Genomic DNA, 18,943 nt, shown 5'->3' with positions numbered 1-18,943 from the left:
ATCATGAGTGAAATCGTTGCCGTTGTGGCCCGAGAGATTCTCGATTCGCGTGGAAACCCGACCCTCGAGGTCGAGGTTCAAACGGAAGGCGGCCGCGGCCGCGCCGCGGTGCCGAGCGGGGCCTCCACCGGCGAGCACGAAGCGCTCGAGATGCGCGACGGTGACAAGAAGCGGTTCCTCGGCAAGGGCGTCAAGAACGCCGTCAAGAACGTCAACGAGACGCTCGCCCGTGTCGTCGTCGACATGGACTCGCTCGACCAAGCCGCCGTCGATCGTGCCATGCTCGAGGCCGACGGCACGCCCAACAAGTCGAAGCTCGGGGCCAACGCCATCCTCGGCGTGTCGCTCGCCGTGGCGCGCGCCGCCGCCGACGACATGCAGCTCCCCTTGTGGCGTTACCTCGGCGGCGTCGCCGCGCGCGTCTTGCCGACGCCGCTCATGAACATCCTCAACGGCGGCGCCCACGCCGACAACGGCCTCGAGATTCAGGAGTTCATGATCGTCCCGGCGGGGCTGCCCAACTTCGAAGAAGCGCTCCGTGCTGGCGCCGAGGTGTTCCACGCGCTCAAGGGCATCTTGAAGGAGAAGGGCCTCACCGTCGCCGTCGGCGACGAAGGGGGCTTCGCGCCGCGCGTCGATACCAACGAGGGCGCGCTCGCGCTCGTCGTTAAAGCCATCGAGGCGGCCGGCTACACGCCCGGCAAAGACATGTTCGTGGCCCTCGACTGCGCCGCCAGCGAGTTCTTCGACAAGAAGACTGGCAAGTACACCTTCGACAAGAAGGCCGTCTCGCCGGAGGAGCTCATGGGCATCTACGAGAAGCTCATCAAGTCGTTCCCCATCGTGTCCATCGAAGACGGCTTCGCCGAAGACGACTGGCCCACGTGGAAAGCCTTCACCGACAAGGTCGGCAAGGACGTGCAGCTCGTCGGCGACGATCTCTTCGTGACCAACGTAGAGCGCCTCCGCCGGGGCATCGACACGGGCACCGCCAACGCGATCCTCGTGAAGCTGAACCAAATCGGTTCGCTCACCGAGACGCTCGACGCCATCCGCATGGCCACCGAGGCCGGCTACCGCAGCATCATCAGCCACCGCTCCGGCGAGACGGAAGATTCCTTCATCGCCGATCTCGCCGTCGCGACCAACGCGGGCCAAATCAAGACCGGCAGCTTGTCGCGCTCGGACCGCGTGGCGAAATACAACCAACTCCTCCGCATCGGCTTCGAGCTCGGGCAAGGCGCCGTCTACGCCGGCAAGGGCGCCTTCCGCAAAGCTGTCTGAGCGGGCGGCTTCCCTGATGGCCCTCGCGTGCGGCCCCTCTTCTCGAGGGGCACGCACGTTTACGGTCCGAGCTTCGCGCGCATCGCGTCGACGAGCGAGTCGACGCCGCCGGTCACCGACAAGCTGCCGATTCGCTGCGCGATGCGCTCGGTGATCTCCAGCTCCTTCAAGCGAAGCAGCGTCGGGTTGCCCTCGAGGAGCTTCGCCGTGTTGAGGAGGCTGCGCGTGGCGGCCGTCTCTTCGCGGCGCGCGATGGCCGTGGCCTCCGCGCGCTTCTCGGCTTCAATGACCTGGTTGAACAGGGTGCGCATGTCGCCCGGCAGGACCACGTCACGAAGACCCGCCGCGATGAGCGAGAGGCCGCGCTCCGCGAGGGCCGGCGCCGTGCGGGAAACCAACGCCGCGCCGAGCGCGCCCTTCTTGAGGAGCAGCTCGTCGAGCGTGAGCGCGCCCACTTCATCGCGTAGCGCGAGCTGGAGCTCGCGGTAGAGGGCCTCGCGGCCGTCGGCCAGCGTGCGCACCATGAGGCGCGCATCAAGGACCGCGAAGCGCACCGAGAGGTTGATGCGGAGCGACACCTTGTCCTTGGTCATGAGCTCCTGGCCTTGAACCTCCACGAGCTGCTGACGCAGGTCGACGTGGGCGAGCGCGAGCTGGCGCACGGCCTTCCAGAAGACGTGTCGGCCCGGCGCGAGCAAGTCAGCGATGGCGCCGTCGACGAAGAGGACGCCGCAGAAGCCCTCGGTTACCTCGAAGACCTCCAGAAATCCCGCTGCGTCGCCGCTTCGGCTCACGGCCTCCTTCGCCGGGTGCACGACCGACAATGAGCTCGCGTCCACGACGTCGACGCGCAGCACGTCCTCGGCGAGGCGCAAGAAGACATGGACCCCCGGGGCGAGAAAGCGCTCGAAGTTGCCGTGAGCGAACACGAGCCCGCGCTCCGCGTCGGCGATCTTCACGACGAGGAAATGGGGCGCCAGCTCCGGCAGTTCGGCGAAGGCGCGCGCGTCCGGGAGATCGACGTAGGGCGTCAGCGTGGAGAAGCGTTCGACGCGCGGCGCCGGTCCGAAGCCGCGGAGCCGGTGACGGCCGGCGGCGAGCCAGCGGTCGAAGAGGCCCCCCTTCCAGACGATGGCGCGTTCGTGCTCCTTCAGCGTGAGGTCGATGGAAAACATGGGCGGACTCCGTGGATGGGAAGGAAACGGCTCGGTGCGAAGGCGGGAAGTTGAGGGACGCGAGTGCTCTCGATGGGAAATGTCACCCCTCGGTCGAACGGCGCCGCGGCGACAGGGAAGGGAACATCGCGCACGCGCGATCGGTCTCGCCGGAGCGAGTCGCGTCGTGCGAAGCGACGTTGCAGCTTCCAAGCGGCCGTGAGAGTCGGGCCGGCGCACGCGCCAACTTCGCGCGTGCTGAGGCTCGCTCTCGTGGTGCTCAGCTCGGCGAGGGGTGACCGTTCCTTTTGCGACCTTGCAGAGGGATTTGAACCCGGTTGGTTGGCGCGTCCGTTTTGACCCGACGGGTGAACCACGAGGCACACGGTGCTGCGGCTCCGGCGGCGGTTGCGTCGACGGGTCATGGTGCAGCCCGCGTGCCGCAGGCCGGTCACGTCGCGAGGAGTCGAAACGCGCAGGGGGCGCAGGGCGGCAACGATTCCTGTGGATAGCCCATATCAAAATGGATAAGTCGCGCGCTCGGCCCGGCGGCGCGCGACCCGGGTACCATCGGCGCAATGGCTTCTGGGAGAGCGCCCCGCGTAGGTCGTCCGCATCGGGCCCGTCTGGCTTCTGCTCTGGTTTCTATTGTTCTTGTTGGCGGGGCCTCGTTGCCGGCTTGCGGTTCGGCCGCCGCAGACCCGGCGCCGGCGGCGGGCCCGGTGGATGCCGCCGCCCCCGCCGACGCAACGGTTTCGACGACGCCCGACGCGGCTCTCGCCGAAGGCTGTTCCGATGGCGTGAAGAACGGCGACGAAACCGGCGTGGACTGCGGCGGGACGTGCGCCCCCGCGAAGCGCTGCGCCGACGGCGCCGCTTGCCGAAGCGGAAACGACTGCGCCTCGTCGGCATGCAACGGGACCTGCCAGGCGCCCTCGTGCGCCGACGGCGTGAAGAACGGCACCGAGACCGGCTTTGACTGTGGCGGCTCCTGCGCGCCGGTGAAGAAGTGCGGCACCGGCGTCGCGTGCACCGTGAACGGCGACTGCGTCTCGGACGCCTGCGCCGGTGGCCTCTGCGCCGCATCCTCCGCGCAGTGCGGCGACGGCGTTCAGAACGGCACCGAGACGGGCATCGACTGCGGCGGCTCTTGCGCGCCGCTCAAGCGATGCGCCGCCGGCGCCTCCTGCGGCGCGCCGTCGGACTGCAACTCGGGCGTCTGCACCCTCGGCAAATGCGCTGACTGCACCGCTGCCTCGTGCATCGCGACGGACACCTGCGTCGCAAAGGTCTGCATCCCGGCGCCGACGTCTTGCGGCGCACTCCACGCGTCCCATCCCGCAGCGACCGACGGCGTCTATCGCATCGACGCCGACGGCGCAGGGGCCGGAGCGCCCTTCTCGGTGTATTGCGACATGACCACCGCGGGCGGCGGCTTCACCGCGCTGCCGCTGCGCTTTGCCGACGCCGCGTTCTGGACCGTTTCGCAGAGCGGCGCAGCCTGCGTCACCGTCGGTTCCAAGACCAACGACGGCGTCTTCGAGCAAACTTTCTCCTCAAACGATCCGGGCTTCGCCACGACGACGCTCCGCTTCGTGCCACCGGTGGCCGTCAGCGAGGTCCGCTTCGTGGACTTCAACCATTCACCCGGCGGGAGCGGCAACTCGATGGACTTCACCGTCGGCGGCGCCGTGCCGCCGGCGAACTCGTCGGAGGCCTGGCACTTCACCAACGCGGCCGGCGCGAGCGTGGGCCTGATGTTCGCTGCGGCATCGAATTGCTCGGCGCCGTATGTGAGCAGCGGCGGCTATTGCAGCCGCGACACGAACCTGGGGGGCGCGCTGTTCAGCTACCAAAACACGGTCACTTTCTCGTCCGCCGCCACCGTCTTCCAGATGCTCGTCGTCCAAGGTTGTGCTTCGGGCCTGACCAACTTGGCCTCCGAGGGGGAGCGCCTCTATGTCAATGTTCCCCCCGGCGGCGACGGCGTCTGGCGGAAGGGCATTTTCGTCCGCTGAGGCGTCGGTGCTTTCCGGCCTCCGCCGCGCTCGTCGGCGCTCCGCGGCCGGCGTTCTTGCTATAGTGCGCGCCTCAACGAACAGCCCGGTGGAACACCCTTCCGCCGGACACTCCGAGGACATGGCGATGGCGAAGGCGAAGGTTTCCGTAATCAAGGTCAAGCCCGAGACGATCCTCACGGACATCGAGCGGCTCTGCGAGCTCGCGGACATGAAGTCGGCGCTCGAGAAGGGCAAGACGACGATCCTGAAGGACAACATCTCGTGGCACTACCCGTTCCCGGGAGCCAACACGACGCCGTGGCAGATGGAAGGAACGATCCTCGCGCTCAAGAACGCGGGCCTCGGCGACATCACCTGCGTGCAGAACAAGACCGTCGTCACCAACGCCTTCAAGGGCGAGGACCTCAACAACTACGTCCCGCTCTTCAAGAAGTACGCGATCCCCGTTCTCTACAACTTCCGCGAGAACGACATGAAGTGGGTCGAGTACCGGCCCAAGGCGAAGATGCACGTCTTGCACAAGATCTTCCCCGAAGGCATCCGCATCCCCGACTACTTCTTCGGCAAGAACATCCTTCACCTGCCCACGGTGAAGTGCCACATCTACACGACCACCACCGGCGCCATGAAGAACGCCTTCGGCGGCCTGCTCAACACGAAGCGTCACTACACGCACTCGTGGATTCACAAGACGCTCGTCGACCTGCTCGCGATCCAGAAGGAGATCCACTCGGGTCTCTTCGCCGTGATGGACGGCACGACGGCGGGCAACGGTCCCGGCCCGCGCACCATGTTCCCGGTCATCAAGGACTACATGCTCGCGTCGTCGGATCAGACGGCCATCGACGCCGTCGCGGCCAAGATGATGGGCTTCGATCCCATGAGCCTCGAGTTCATCAAGGTGGCCCACGACGACGGCCTCGGCGTCGGCGACCCGCGCGACATCGAGATCGTCGGCGACGACATCTCAAAGGAGAGCTGGGGCTTTCAGGTGGGCGACAACGGCGCCAGCAAGGTCGGTGACCTCATGTGGTTCGGCCCCATGAAGCGCTTTCAGAAGATCTTCTTCCACACGCCGCTCGTGAACGTCTTCATCTTCGGGAGCGAGGCGTACCACGACTATTACCGCTGGCCGCTGAAGGACAAGAAGACCTTCGAGGACTGGAAGCGCGACACGCACTGGGGGCAGCTCTTCGGCGCCTACGAAAGGGGCGAAGCCGACCGGCTCATGAAAAAGACCTCCGGCGGCGCTGCGAGCGCCAGCGCCTAGGATCGGAGGGACTCGTGCCGGGTCGCATCGTCACGCACCTCCTCCCCACGGGGGAGTTCGACCTCCTCCCTGAGGTGGAGCGCGCGGCCTCGCTCGGCACGTTTGTCTGGCAACCAACGGGGACGGTCCAGTGGTCGCTGGGCATGATCGCGCTCCTCGGCTTCGACCCCGAGCAGCCGATCGAGGCGGGCCAGTTTTTTATCCGCGTCCACGAGGACGACCGCGCGCGCGTCACGGAAGCGTTCACACAAATGGTCGCTGGCGTCGACGTCCCGCCCGTCGTCTACCGAATCGTCTTGCCCGATGGGCGCGAGCGCCAATTGCGCGGTCACGCCATCGTCAAACGTGACAACGAGGGGCGGCTCGTGCGCGTGATCGGCACTCTCGTCGACGTCACGGCACAAGCGGCCGCGACCCGCGAGCTCGAGCAAACGCTCGAACGCTTGGCCGACACGCAAAGGTGGGCTGGCGTCGGCTCCTTCGCCTTCGACCTGCAAACGGGCGCCGTGGAGTGGTCCGACGAAGTGAGGGCGCTCTTGGGCGTGCCACCGGGGACACCCAGCGACGATGCCGAGCGGTTCATTCTTCCTGAGGATCGGCCTCGTCGCGGCGAGTGGCTTCAACGCATCGCCAACGGCGAGACGCCGCCACCGCTGTACGTGCGCATCGTGAGGCCCGACGGCAGCGTGCGCCATGTGGAGTCGCGAGGGCACCTCACGAAGGGGCCCCAAGGCCCGCGCGTCGTTGGCGTGGCCATCGACGTGACGGCGCGTGTGGAGCTCGAAGAGCAGCTCAGGCACGCCGCGAAGATGGAGGCCATCGGCAGCCTTGCCGCCGGCGTCGCCCACGACTTCAACAACTACCTCACGGCCATGGGTCTGCAGTTGGCGCAGGTCCAGCGTCGCGGCCTCGATTCACCGGCGGCGCTGACGCCGGCCCTCGACGCCATCGATCGATGCGCGAACCTCACGCGCCAGCTCTTGTCCTTCGCGCGGCGCCACCCGACGACGTTCAAGCCCGTCGAGCTGACGGGCGTCGTGCGACGGACCGCGCTGCTCTTCACGGGCCTCGCCGGCACCATCACCGTCGAGGTCGTCTTGCCGGACGAGCCGATCTACGTCGAAGGCGACGACGCTCAACTCGAGAGCTCGCTCCTCAACATCCTCGTGAACGCGAAGGATGCGGTTACCGACGCAGGTCACATCAAGGTCGCGCTCACGCTGGAAGGTGAGGGGAGCGAGGAGGTCGCGCGGCTGGCGGTCAGCGACGACGGTGCAGGCATCGCCGCCGAGCACCTGCCGCGCATCTTCGAGCCTTACTTCACGACGAAGGAGCTCGGACGCGGCACCGGGCTCGGGCTCGCCGCCGTCTACGGCACCGTGCAGCAACACGGCGGCACAGTGCACGTGGAGAGCGAGCTCGGCTCTGGTGCCACCTTCGTCCTCCGCTTGCCGACGCGGGACATCCCGTCGAGTCGCTACAGCATGGCGCCGCCGTCGCTGCGGGCGCCGCTCCCCGTGGGGGCGCAAGTCCTCGTCGTCGAGGACATGGAGGCCTTGAGGCGCGTGGTGGCGCGGGCGTTGCGCAGCGCCGGAGCCACCGTGTGGGAGGCCAAACACGGTCGTGAGGCGCTGGCGGTGCTCGAGGAGCAGCCGACCGTTGAGCTCGTGCTCACCGACGTTCGCATGCCCATCATGGGCGGTGTGGAGCTGGCGCGTTCGCTCGCGGCTGGGGCGGGCGCCCCGGCGCTCGTGTTCATGACCGGGTTCGCCGACGTCAGCGATTCGAACGACCCGGTGATGCGCGGCGTGCCCGTGCTCTACAAGCCCATGACGGAGGCCGACATCCTCCGCCTCGTCGGTCGCGAGATCACGGCCCGCCGTCGCCGCCTGGAGGCGTGAGCGGCGGGGGCCGGCGTTCGTGCGGTGTGGCTCTGCGCCCTCCGGCGTCGATGTCGCGCCGCCGTAGGCCTATTGCCGGGTGAAGTCCCGGCCCTCGCGCTCGAGGTATTCGTCGTAGGCGCCGCCGTAGACGACGAGCTCCGCCGCCTGACGCGTCTCGCCGGTGCCGTGGGTCTCGTCGCCCGCGCTTGGGCGGAGCTCGAAGATGCGGTTCGCCAGTGAGCCCACGAAGTGGCGGTCGTGGCTCACGAAGACGATGGTGCCCTTGAAGGGTTGAAGGCCGTCGAGCAACCCCTCGATGGACTCGATGTCGAGGTGGTTCGTCGGCTCGTCGAGGATGAGGACGTTGTTCTTCAGCAAGAGCAGCTTGGCCAACATGAGGCGTGCGCACTCGCCGCCGGAGAGGGCCTCCGTTTGCTTGAGGGCCGCGTCGCCGGAGAAGAGGAGCCTTCCGAGGGTTCCGCGGACGTTCTCCTTGGTGGCGGACTCGTCGAATTGGTAGAGCCAGTCGTAGGCCGTGAGGCCCTTCGCGGTGGCGCCGATGGCCTCGTGGTGGTCTTGCGCGAAGTAGCCGACGCTCGTGTCGTGGCCCCAGCGCACGTCGCCCTTGTCGGGCGACAGCACGAACGAGCGCGTGTCGTTGTCGAGGTCCGCGAAGGCCCCGACCATGAGCTTGAGGAGCGTCGACTTGCCGATGCCGCTCTGGCCAATGACGGCGATGCGATCGCCACGGTTCACGTTGAGCGAGAGGTCCTTGAAGATCTCTTTCTTGCCGAAGGCGTGGTTCACGCCTTCCATGCGGAGCACGTCGCGCCCGCTCGGCTTGTCGACCTCGAAGCGGATGAAGGGCCGAACGAGGCTCGTGCGTTTGCCGCCGCGCGCTTCCATTTGCTCTTCGAGCTTTTCGATCTGCTTGAGGCGGCTCTGCGCCTGGCTCGACTTGGACTTGTGGGCGCCGAAGCGCTGCACGAAGCCCTTTAGCTCGTCGATCTTCTTGCCAGCGGCGGCGTTCTGCTGCTCGGCGCGCTGCTTGTTCTCATACTTCTGCTCGACGAAGTCGTCGTAGCCGCCGGTGTAGATCATGATCGTCTGGTAGTCGACGTCGGCGATGTGCGTCGCCATGGCGTTCAAGAAGTGGCGGTCGTGGGAGACGACCACGAGCGTGCCTTTGTAATCGAGCAGGAACTTCTCGAGCCAACGGATCGACTCGAGGTCCAAGTGGTTGGTGGGCTCGTCGAGCAGGAGGACGTCGGGGCGTCCGAAGAGCACCTGCGCGATGAGGACGCGCAGCTTGTAGCCGGAGGCCAAGGTGTTCATCGGCCGGGCGTGGACGTCCGACGGGATGCCCAGACCCACGAGCAGCTCCGCCGCGTCGCTCTCGGCGGTGTAGCCGTTCTCTTCGGCGATGACCCCTTCGAGTTCGGCGAGGCGCATGCCCACCTCGTCGGTGACCTCGCCGGCGAGGAGCGTCTCCTTCTCGCTCATCGCCTCCCAGAGGGGCTTGTTGCCCATCAAGACGGCGTCGAGGATGCGCTGCGCGTCGTATTCGTAGTGGTTCTGTTTGAGAACGCCGAGCCGAAGCTTGCCGGGGATCGAGATGGTGCCCGTATCGGTGTCCTCGATGCCCGACAGCATCTTCAGCAGCGTCGACTTGCCGGCGCCGTTGGCCCCCGTCAGGCCGTAACGCTTGCCGGGGTCAAACTGCATGCTCACGTCGGTGAACAGGATCTTCGGACCGAATCGCTTGGTGACTTTGTCGAGCAGGATCACGGAAACCTCGGGGGAGCCGGCGCGCGTTTGCCGGTCGGCGTCGATCTACCACGGGTCCTGACCGGCTGGGGCCCGCGAAAAGCCGCGGCGAAGGGCGCCGCGCTTTGCCGGACGCCGCCTCCGACCTTTGCCCCGGTCTCTGCAAAGACCACGGCCCGGAACCGCGCCCCGACCGCGCCCCGACCCCGCCCCGACCACGCCCCGAACCACGCCCCGACGGAGGCGCCCCTGAGCGATTGTGGCGCTCCGAAGGAGTGTCCTGATAACGTGGTCGGTAGCGTGAAGGGGCCCTGGGCGTACGTCGGAGAGCTCGTCGAGCTCCACAAGGTCACCGATCCCGTCGAACGACGAAGCACGTGGCGCCAGTCCATGGCCACGCTCGGTCGCTTCGGCGCGGAGGATGGCCCCAGTCCGCTTGAAGCGCTGAACCCCGACGCGCTCGCTCGCGGCGTTCAGGCAGCCCTCGCCGCCGGCCTCGTCGACGACCTCGATTGGTTGGCGGCGCCGGCGGCCGGCGTCGCGCTCTACGCCCTCGCGGCAGCGCTGCCCGTTGGCACCGAGCAACGCGAGCTCGGGCGCCGCGTGGTCTCGCGCCTCCACGGCGGCAACGCCGAGACCTTCGTCGCCATGGCGACGCGCATGGCGCTGAGCGGGGGCAAAGGCCTCGGCAGCGCCGCGGTGCGCGCCCGTGTGGGCCTCGTCAGCGACTTGCCGCTCGCGGCGGGGGTTCGCGACGGCGCCTTGGCCCTCGGTCTCGCGTCAGGCCGCGAGCTCGCCCGCGAGTGGCTCGGGGCTCCGTCGACCGGCTCGCTCCACAGTCGACGGTTCGCCGCCCGGCTCATCGAGCGGGCCGCCCGCGAGGTGTCTCGACGTGCGCTGTCGGGCGAAGATCACGCGCTCCGCGTCTTCCGCAGCGACGCCGTGAAGGAAGCCTGGAAGCGGCTCATCGAGGATCGCGAGTCGCTCGTCTGGCGCCATATCGCGACGGCCCGCGGCCTGCTCGCGCCGTTCATGCCCGAGCTGGAAGAAGCCGTCACCACGGGGCTCCGCCCGGAGCGAGGCGCCACCGACTGGCGCCGCGCGGCGACGTCGGCGGGCGCCATGATCGCGGTCCGCCCCGAGCAAGCCCTTCGTCTCTTGAAGCAGCTCGTCCAAGGGCCCCGTCCTCGAGCGCGATCCGGGGACCGCCGCCACGATCTCGTGGGGCCTCGCGCGCGCCGCGGAGGCCGAGCCGGAAGCGACGAAAGAGGCGCTGTTGCTCGTGGCTCGCCGCGCGCCCGTCGAGGTCGGCGAGAGCCTCGCGGAGCTGCGGGCCGAGCTCGTGGGCTTCGACAACCCGGTGCCCGAGCTGATGCACGCGGCCGCTGAGCTTTCGCGCCGAGCGCTCGGCGACGCCAAGAGCGACGACGACGCGGAGCGCGCCCTTCGCGCCGAGTTGGCGACCGAGCTCTCGAGCGTTCCGGAAGGCTCGTTGCGGCAGCGCGTGGCGTCGGCCCTCTCGGCCTACTCGCACAGCGGCGCGAAGGCGGCGCACGCGGCGTCGCGCGACGTCATCGAGCGCATCGACGAGGCGCTCCGCGAGCTCGACGAGCTGGGACCTGGCGGCGAAGGCGCCTCTGCGCGTCGCACCGGTACGACGCGCCTTCGCGACCTTGACCTGGCGATCCTCGAACGCGGAACGCTCGACCTCCTGCTCCGTCTCGGCACGCCCACCAAGGGCGCCGCCGACGACACGAAGGCCCTTACCGAGTCGCTCGATGGTCTGCGCGAGCGGGTGGGCCTCTTCATCTTGGCCGCCGAGAAGAGCGCGACCGGCGCCGATCAACACCCGACGCTTCGGTTCCGCCGCCTCCGCACCCTCGTGCATCTCGTCGACGGCGAGGTCGGTGCCGACGACCGCGACGCGAGCCATCGGCGCCGCTGGGCCAACGTGGCAAGCTCGCTCTTGGAGAGCGCGAGCCAAGGTCCGCCGCCGGCGTTTCGTCGAACGCTCATCGCAGCGCTGGCGCGCTCCCTCGACGCGCTCGTTCGCGCAGACCTCCTCGATCCCGCCGACGTGGTGCTCCTCGCGGCGACGCACTTCGATCAGAAGGGTGACTTCGAAATGCTCGAGGAGGCGTCGATGGACGTCGACCTCGTTCAGGCGCTCCACCGCTACGGCGAGTTCCTCGGGTACCGCGCGAAGACCGCCTCCATGCCGCCGGACTCGATGTTGCCATCGCTCCGAACGCCGCCGCCCGAGGTCATGAAGCTGCGCATTGGCCTGGAAGCGCTGGATGCTCTCGGTCGCGACCTGGCCATCCCGACGAGCCGTGGCGAGGCGCTCCGCACCGCGCTCGTGCGCGTCGGTGCGGCGCTGACGGCGCTGCTTCGCGCCCCGACGCTCAAGGCCGTCGCGTCGGGCGACTCCGATGTCGTGAGCTCGCTCGAGCTGGCCTTGGGCTCCATCACGCAGCTCGTCTTGGGGGCGCGCGGGCGCCTCGACCCAGAGCGAAGCAGCGTTCCGCCGACGTCGGCCGTCGAGGGGCCGTCGTTGGCGGTGGCCGCCGCGCGCGTGGTCTCCGGCGCGGAGGAGGCGAACCGGCTTCGCGCCGAAGGGATCACCGATTGGCTCCGAAGCCTCGAGAGCGTCATGCCCAAGGCGATCCTCGAGCTGGTCTCGGGCGTCGCCGGCAAGCTCGCCGAGGTGCCCGTCGACCGCCCGAGCCAAGAGATGAAGGCGGTGCGCGTCGCCCAAGAGGCCGCGCTTCCGGCTTGGATTCCGCCGCGCCGCACGCTCGGGGGGTTCTACATCCTTCGCGCCTTGGGCGCCGGCGGCACGGGCTCGGTCTTCGTGGCCAACCGCGTCGAAGATCGCCACGACGAATCGGCGGAGCGTTTCGCCCTGAAGGTTCCCGACTACTCGCCGCAGGCGGCGCGGCTCCTCTCGGAGGTCGAGTTCCTTGCGCTCTTTCGCAGCGAGGCCTCGGCGCTCCTGGCGATCCCGACGCATCCGAACGTGGCGCGCTTCGTCACCTTCGACACGGCGGCGCGGCCCAAGCCGATCTTGGTCATGGAGCTGGTCGAGGGGCTCACCTTCGAGCGCGTCATCCAAGCGCGCGCCCTCGACATGGGCCGCTCGCTTTCGATTTTGGACGACGTCTTGAAGGGCCTCTCGGCGATGCACTCGGCGCAGATCGGTCACCTCGACGTGAAGCCGGCCAACGTGGTCTTGCGCGGCGGAGAGACGGGCGTGCTCGTGGACTTCGGCCTCGCGGGACGCCACGTCAGGCCGGGCTGCGCGTCGGGGCCCTATGGCGCGCCCGAAGTGTGGACCGCCTCGGCGGAAGAGGCGTCGGCGCTCACGCCGATGGCCGCTGACGTCTACGCCTTCGGCTGCTTGGCCTTTGAAGCGCTCACGGGGCAAATGCTCTTCGAGGCCCCGAACGACACGGCGCAAATCGCGCTTCACCTGGCGCACGACGGCTTTCCGCCAAGGCTCCGCGACTTCTCCGCGAAGCCGGGGATGTCGGGCCTCGCAGAGCTGCTCTTCTGGACGCTCCGCCGCGAGCCCGCCAACCGGCCGCGCATCGATCGCGTCCGCGACGACTTCCGCCGCGTGGCGTTGCCGCTCTTGGGCGCGAAGTGGCCCCTCGTCTGATTGGGGCCGGGATGGAACCCAAGCCATCCCGCATCGGGCCTCCGTGACCGCCTCTCCGCTCGTTTCGCTGAAGCTGCTCCTCCACGAGCGGCGCGCTCGCGTCGTCCCCCGGCAGGGACAGGACGGCGCGCCGTTCGTTGGGCCTGGCGTCGATCTCTTGAACGAGCGCTTCGAGACGCTCGTGCGCTTGTGCCCGCCGCTCTTCCAGTGGTTCTCGGCGCGCGAACCTGGCATCGCGCTTCGCTCGCTGTCGCTTGACTTCGTGAGCCCGCGCCTGCTCGCGACGTATTTCCCCGCCGGCGTCGCCGAAGGGGACAAACCCTTCGTGATGCGGGTCGATGCACCGCAGGTCTACGAGCTGCTGACGCTCGCGAGCCCCCTTTCGGACGCCGCGCGGCGAGAGGCGTTGGCGGTGGCGGCGCTTCGAGACGCAGCGACGAGCTCGGGCGCGCGCTAGCGCTACCGGCCGCGCTCCGTCTCCGAGTTGACGATGGCCTCGAAGGCTGCGGCGTCGAGATGTTTGGGAGAATACGTTCCGCCCGCCGCCTTGAGCTTGGCGTAGAACGACCGCAAGTGATTGCGAGAGCCGCGCGTCAGGTTGTCATAGGTCGTCGCGATATCCTCGTGTGAGAGCCCGACTCGGGCGGCGTCGATGTCGTGGATGTCGAGCTCCTCGATCTCGACGCCGACGGTGAGGGCGGCTGCGTACGAGACGTTGCCGCTCGCCACGAGGGCGTCGTAGAGGCTTTGCAGCGTGGGGTTCGTGAACGCACCGGCGGCCTTGCCGACGGCCGGATCGCCCAAGCCATAGCGGGTAAGCAGCGTGGCGATGGCGTCCATATGGGTCTGCTCACTCGCCCCGATGTTCGTGAACATGGGGTCATGTGCGGCGAGCGCGGCGTAGACGTCGCGAGCCAGCTTTTCTTCTTCTCGAATGAAGGCGAGCGAACTCTGCTCGCTCGAAGACAGCGCGACGCCGGACGAGGCCCCTACCGGCGCCGCAGACGGGCCGCCCCCGGCTCCATTCCCGGAATCGGCGCTGCAGGCAACGGAGAGAGCCATCGAGAGCAGCAAGCCAGCTTTGAGCACAAGGTGGTGGACCATGACGTGACCTCCGTCTTCTGGGAGCCGCCCCGTGCTCCAAAGGGTTCGCCCTGGGTGTGCGCGCGCAGGACGGGCGCGTCAGTCGTCGAGCCGCTCGAGCTCGTCGTCGATGCGGCGATCGAGGTCGTCGGGCGGCCCGGCGGTCGCGGTGGTCGGCGATTCGGCGCGGCGCCAGCGTCTCATCATCAGCGCCACACCTGCGGCGCCGGCGAGCAAGCACGCGGTCGAGAAGAGCAACATCGCCGTCCGCGGATCGGCGTTGCGCGGGAGCGCCCGTACCCGGTCGCCGAAACGTCTCGCGAAATCTTCCTCGATGGCGGAGGGGGACTCCCCCGCCGCAAGCCGGGCCTTCACCTCCGAGCGGAGCTCGGACGCCATCGGTGAGTCATGGACGTCGAGCGTCTGGACGTAGCAGCAGGGGGCGAGCAGACGCGCTTCGAGTCGGGCTTCCTCCCCGGCAGGGGCGTCGGCAGCGGCCGCCGCGGCCGGCGGAGCCTGGACAAGAAGGAACATCAGCAGTGCTAGCGTTCGCGCGGCGTAGGCCATCCCGGTGAGAGCCGACGGGGACTCGCGAAGGGTCGTCCCCAGAGCGTCCCGCGGCGCGGCCGACGGCCACGAGACGCCCAACTCAGGGCGCGTTCACCCGAGACCCCCGCGCCCGAAGCGCGATATGCTCCCGCGCCATGACGAAGCCGCGCGCGCTGCTCCCTTTGGGCCTGATCCTCTTCGCTGCCGCCTGTGACGATCCGAAGCCCGACGTCAAAGCGGCGCCGAGCGCCACCGCTTCCGCAAAGGCCGCGCCGGTGGTCGCTGTGCCGAGCGCGGTCCCCTCGGCCGCACCCGTGGCGAAGAAGCGCGAGTTCTCCTGCGACGCCGCGTCGATCACGTTCAACCTGCCAGGCCTCGAGCAAGAGGTCAGGAAGAAGACCGGCAAGGACGCCGGCACGATCACCAAGAGCGATCTCGCCACCATCAAGTCCATCAACCTGACGCAGGGGCAGGTCGACTACCTCGATCCTTGCGTGTTTCCGTACCTCACGGGCGTGAAAGACATCTTCCTCGGCCCCGGCGATCTCGAAGACTTGAAGGGCCTAGAGCCTCTCACGCAGCTCATCTCGCTCCGCGCCGCCATCAACAAGGTGAAGGATCTGAAGCCGCTCTCGCGCATGACCAAGCTCGACCGCCTGGACGTCTCCCGCTCGCAGGTCGAGAACATCGAGGCCATCGGCAACATGACCGACCTGACCGAACTGGCCCTCGACGACACCCTCGTGGAAGATCTCTCGCCGCTCGCCAAGTGCACCAAGCTCGAGCGCATCAGCATCAAGGGCACGCGGGTCAAAGACCTTCGCCCGCTCCTCGGCCTTCGCAAGCTCAAGTCCCTGTCCATCAAGGGTTCGCCCATCACCGACACCAACGTTCTCGCGCCGCTCCGCGCTTCGGGGCTCAAGATCGAGACGGGCTGAGCCATGAAGTGTCCTCGGTGCGGCATCGGCCTCGGTCCCACGCGCTTCGATTGGATGCACGCCTGCGCCCGTTGCGGTGGCGTATTTGCGGCGAAACACGGCCCAGATCTCGACGCGCGCGCGGCCGAGGCTGCGGCGGAAGCGAGCCTCGCCGCCAAGGTCCGTGCGTCGTCCGCGCCGTTGGCCTTGTGCCCGGTGTGTCACGCTCGCACCGAGCGCCAGCTCATCGGTGCCGTAGAAGTCGACGAGTGCGGCGCCCACGGGACTTGGTTTGATCGGGGTGAAGTCGAGGCGGTGATGGCCGCAGGTTCCGCCGCCGGGCCGCGCCGCGCCAAGGTCGCGGCCGCCGTCGGTGCCGTCGCTGCGGCCGGCGGCGCCGTCGCGCTCTCTCAAGCGGTGGGCCAACAGGCCGGTAACAGCGTTCTGGGCGACTTGACGCGTTCAGGTGTCGAGACCGCCGCTGAGGTCGCCGTCGACGTCGCGCTCGACGTCGGCGTCGAAGGATTGCCAGTGGTCATCGACGCCGCCGGTGAGGTGGCCGGCGCCGTCGTCGAGTTCGTGGCGGGCCTGCTCAGCAGCTAAGCCAGCCTGTGGGCTGTGGGGGGCCAGGCGCTCGCGTCAGAAGCAGACGGGGCTGCCGGCGACCGAGCCCGGGCAGAAGTTGCCCGTGGCGTTGCGCCAACGGCTGACCTTGCACGCCGGTGCGTTGACGAAGGAGTTTGTGCTCACAAAATCGGGGCCCGTCATGTCCGAGTCCCAACCGAGCAGGATGCCGGTGTCACCGGCGCCGTCCTTGACGGTCGTGTTCTGAATGAACGCGTCGTCTGGGCGCCCCGACAGGATCAAGATCGTCGCGTCGTTCTCGGCAGGGCCGCAGCCGAAGCCTTGCGCTCCGCTCGGCGCGCCGGCGTATTCGAAGGTTGCGTGCGCGACGCGGTTGCCGGTGCTCGGGGTGTGCGAGAAGTAGAGGTTGCGCCAGTCACCGGCCGCAGGCGGCGACTTCGCGGACGTGAACAAGATCGGCGCGGCGGCGGTGCCCTCGGCGACGATGACGCCTTGGCGCTGCGGCGAGGTGCCGATCTGAAGGCCGCTGTCGCCCGGGTGATCGAAGCGCACCGTCACGCCCGGCTCGATGGTGAGCTTGACGGCAGCGCCGTCCACGTACGGGGCGACGCGGAGTCGCCCCGCCATGCGGTAGGGGACACCGCGCGCCTTCAGCGTGTCGTCCAACATGGCGGTGTTGCCGGCGGCGATGACCACCTCGTTGCTGACGTTGCCTGTAAACTGCACCTTGGGCAGCGTGCCCACGGCACCGGGCTCGAGGCGGATCGGAAACGGGGTGTCGGCGCGGCCCGAGTCGGTCACGACGACGTCTGTCGAGTCGTCGGAGAAGCCAGACGTCCGCTGGAAGTTGAAGGCGTGGCCGCGCGAGGCCTTCACGGTGACGTCGACGGCGCGAACGTTCTTCGTCACCGGCGGGAGCGTGGCTCCGACGCTTTGGCCGTAGGCGAGGATGACGCCGCCGCCGTTCTGATCGCTCGAGGGGTTGGCGCCATCGGAGAGCGTCACGGTCTCCAGATCGACTTTGCCCGTGACGTCGACGGTGAGGCCCCGCCACGGCTTGAGCGGATCGGCGGCCGCGAAGGTGATCCCGCGGCGAAGCACTGCGCCCGCCGCGTCGACGCCACGCTCGCCGCGCGCGATGACGGCGCCGGCGATGTTCGGGGTGTTGCCGATGGTGAGGCCCACGCCCTCGGCGAACGTGACCGTCGCGCAGGGCTCCACCGTGACGTTGGCGGTGATGCGCACGTTGACGGTCACCTTGTGCGGGCTCGCCGCGGCGGTCCACGTCTCGTCGGCGGTGATGTCGGCCTTGTGTTCGGTCCCGGGCCCTGTCGGTGCCGCGCACGGGGCAAGGACCTTTCCGCCATCGGGGCCCGCCGCGTCGGTCGCGCCGTCCGCCGTGCCGGTCGTGACCGCGCTGTCGGGAAGGCCAGCGTCGAGGGTGCCCGCTGGATTCGCGGAAGAGCTGTCCTCGACGCAGGCGCTCGCCAAGAGGGTGAAAGGAAGGGCCGAGGCAAGGAGGCGCAATGCTTGGGTATTCACACGCGTTCTTTACCACGCCGCGCCCCTCGGCGACGAATCCACGGGGCGCTGCGCAGATCGCGCCGTCGCGCGCAGGTTGGCGCCGCTTGACGGAGGCCCGAGGCTCGCCCACCCTCCGACTTTCATGCGTCCCAAACGCAACGCGCTCGCCATCGAGCTCACGGGCTACTGCAACCAGAAGTGTGGCTATTGCTACAACGACTGGCGTGGCGACAAGAAGGACTCCCAGGCCCTCCCGACGGCGCAGCTCCTCGAACTCATCGAGCGCGCCGCCACGGAGGTCGAATGGGATCACGTCACGCTTACCGACAATGAGCCTTTTGCGCGCGCCGACCTCTTCGTCCTACTCGACAAGCTGAAAAAGCACAACCTTCGCGCCCTCATCATCTCGAACGACGGCCTCATCACCGAGGTGCACGCCAAGCGGCTCGCGCCCTACCGTCCGTACTTCGTGCAGATCACGTTGAACGGGCCCGAGCGCGAGCTTCACGAAGAGCACGTCGGCCGCGGTCACTTCGACGCGACGCTGGCGGGCATCAAGGCCCTTGTCGCCGAAGGCGTCGCCGTCTCCGGTTGTGTCGTCGTGACGCGAAAGAACGCGCACAGGGTCGGCGACATCCTCGCCCTTTGGCATTCACTCGGCGTGCGCGACGTCGCGCTCTCGCGCTATTCGCCTGCCGGGTACGCCTCGGAGCAGGTCGCGGAGCTCTTGCCGTCGCGTACCGAGCTCCTTGGCGCGTTGCGAGCCGCGGAGCCTTGGGCTCGCGATCGCGACATGAAGCTTCAAGTCACCATGCCGGTGCCGCCTTGCGTCGTGGACCCGAGCGAGTTTCCGAGCATCCGCTTCTCGTCCTGCCCCATCGGCACCGAGGCCCAAGAGTTCGCGCTCGGCACCGACGGCAACCTCCGAAACTGCACGCTTCACACCGACGTCGTCGGTGAGACGAGCCGTGGCGAGAGCTTCGCGTCGGCGGTGTCGGCGCCTCGCGTCGCCCAGTATCGCGATGTCACGCCCGACTTCTGCGAGCCGTGCCCCAAGCGCGCCCAGTGTATGGGCGGTTGCGGCGCCGCGGCGGTGAGCGTCTTTGGCGCGCGCGGGCTCGATCCGTTCGTGGCGCAACACGTCGACGACGCCTTCGCCGCGAACCTCTCGGCGTCCCGCGCGGGAACCACCAGCTTCGTGCCCGCGGGCCGCCTCGCGCGGCGCGTCGCGCCTCTGTCGTGAGC

15 protein-coding genes are annotated in these 18,943 nt (G+C 68.5%); 10 read left to right on the top strand and 5 right to left on the bottom strand.

The annotated features are described in order from the left end of the window. The first annotated feature begins 3 nt into the window (after positions 1-3). Positions 4-1,284: a phosphopyruvate hydratase gene (gene eno, locus IPG50_04780; GenBank protein ID MBK6691505.1), complete on the top strand. Its 1,281-nt coding sequence runs from the start codon at positions 4-6 to the stop codon at positions 1,282-1,284. Between the two features lie 59 nt (positions 1,285-1,343). Here eno and IPG50_04775 read toward each other — a convergent pair whose 3' ends face one another. Beyond that, entirely contained in the window at positions 1,344-2,459 is a 1,116-nt protein-coding gene (locus IPG50_04775; protein ID MBK6691504.1) for a slipin family protein, read from the bottom strand. A gap of 650 nt (positions 2,460-3,109) precedes the next feature. On the opposite strand from IPG50_04775, the gene IPG50_04770 reads away from it, so the two are divergent. From IPG50_04770 to IPG50_04760, 3 genes are all read left to right on the top strand, one after another. Then, positions 3,110-4,456, top strand: coding sequence for a hypothetical protein (locus IPG50_04770; GenBank protein MBK6691503.1), 1,347 nt, complete (start codon positions 3,110-3,112; stop codon positions 4,454-4,456). A gap of 127 nt (positions 4,457-4,583) precedes the next feature. After that, entirely contained in the window at positions 4,584-5,729 is a 1,146-nt protein-coding gene (locus IPG50_04765; protein ID MBK6691502.1) for a DUF362 domain-containing protein, read from the top strand. Between the two features lie 14 nt (positions 5,730-5,743). Then, positions 5,744-7,630 carry a PAS domain-containing protein gene (locus tag IPG50_04760; protein ID MBK6691501.1) on the top strand — a complete coding sequence of 629 codons (1,887 nt, stop codon included), beginning with the start codon at positions 5,744-5,746 and terminating at the stop codon, positions 7,628-7,630. A gap of 69 nt (positions 7,631-7,699) precedes the next feature. Here IPG50_04760 and IPG50_04755 read toward each other — a convergent pair whose 3' ends face one another. Beyond that, positions 7,700-9,337, bottom strand: coding sequence for an ATP-binding cassette domain-containing protein (locus IPG50_04755; protein ID MBK6691500.1), 1,638 nt, complete (start codon positions 9,335-9,337; stop codon positions 7,700-7,702). 342 nt (positions 9,338-9,679) lie between these two features. Here IPG50_04755 and IPG50_04750 point away from each other — a divergent pair, with 342 nt between their 5' ends. Genes IPG50_04750 through IPG50_04740 form a run of 3 tightly spaced genes read left to right on the top strand, consistent with a single transcriptional unit; the run spans position 9,680 to position 13,497 of the window. Further along, positions 9,680-10,768 carry a hypothetical protein gene (locus tag IPG50_04750; GenBank protein ID MBK6691499.1) on the top strand — a complete coding sequence of 363 codons (1,089 nt, stop codon included), beginning with the start codon at positions 9,680-9,682 and terminating at the stop codon, positions 10,766-10,768. Then, on the top strand, positions 10,662-13,040 hold the full coding sequence (locus IPG50_04745; protein ID MBK6691498.1) for a serine/threonine protein kinase: 2,379 nt from the start codon (positions 10,662-10,664) through the stop codon (positions 13,038-13,040). Before IPG50_04750 ends, IPG50_04745 begins: the two co-directional genes overlap by 107 nt. A 43-nt stretch (positions 13,041-13,083) precedes the next feature. After that, a complete protein-coding gene (locus tag IPG50_04740) occupies positions 13,084-13,497 on the top strand; it encodes a hypothetical protein (protein ID MBK6691497.1) in 414 nt (137 codons plus the stop codon). Positions 13,498-13,499: 2 nt separating this feature from the next. Here the strand turns inward: IPG50_04740 and IPG50_04735 are convergent, their stop codons facing one another. Both IPG50_04735 and IPG50_04730 read right to left on the bottom strand, forming a co-directional pair. Beyond that, the gene (locus IPG50_04735) at positions 13,500-14,144 is read right to left on the bottom strand and encodes a DUF2202 domain-containing protein (GenBank protein MBK6691496.1); all 645 of its coding nucleotides are present in this window, start codon (positions 14,142-14,144) and stop codon (positions 13,500-13,502) included. 78 nt (positions 14,145-14,222) lie between these two features. Beyond that, positions 14,223-14,657, bottom strand: a complete 435-nt coding sequence (locus IPG50_04730; GenBank protein MBK6691495.1) for a cytochrome c-type biogenesis protein CcmH — start codon at positions 14,655-14,657, stop codon at positions 14,223-14,225. Positions 14,658-14,827: 170 nt separating this feature from the next. On the opposite strand from IPG50_04730, the gene IPG50_04725 reads away from it, so the two are divergent. Then, complete coding sequence (locus tag IPG50_04725; GenBank protein ID MBK6691494.1) at positions 14,828-15,610, top strand: leucine-rich repeat domain-containing protein; 783 nt, start codon at positions 14,828-14,830, stop codon at positions 15,608-15,610. 3 nt (positions 15,611-15,613) lie between these two features. After that, positions 15,614-16,192 (top strand): zf-TFIIB domain-containing protein, encoded by a 579-nt coding sequence (locus IPG50_04720; protein MBK6691493.1) that lies wholly within the window; start codon positions 15,614-15,616, stop codon positions 16,190-16,192. Between the two features lie 36 nt (positions 16,193-16,228). Here the strand turns inward: IPG50_04720 and IPG50_04715 are convergent, their stop codons facing one another. Continuing rightward, on the bottom strand, positions 16,229-17,716 hold the full coding sequence (locus tag IPG50_04715; protein MBK6691492.1) for a hypothetical protein: 1,488 nt from the start codon (positions 17,714-17,716) through the stop codon (positions 16,229-16,231). 124 nt (positions 17,717-17,840) lie between these two features. Here IPG50_04715 and IPG50_04710 point away from each other — a divergent pair, with 124 nt between their 5' ends. Then, the gene (locus IPG50_04710; GenBank protein ID MBK6691491.1) at positions 17,841-18,941 is read left to right on the top strand and encodes a radical SAM protein; all 1,101 of its coding nucleotides are present in this window, start codon (positions 17,841-17,843) and stop codon (positions 18,939-18,941) included. The last annotated feature ends 2 nt before the right edge of the window (positions 18,942-18,943 follow it).

This window comes from Myxococcales bacterium (genome assembly GCA_016703425.1).
Classification (GTDB): domain Bacteria; phylum Myxococcota_A; class Polyangia; order Polyangiales; family Polyangiaceae; genus JADJCA01.
This window is presented reverse-complemented; position numbering and strand designations above follow the sequence as displayed.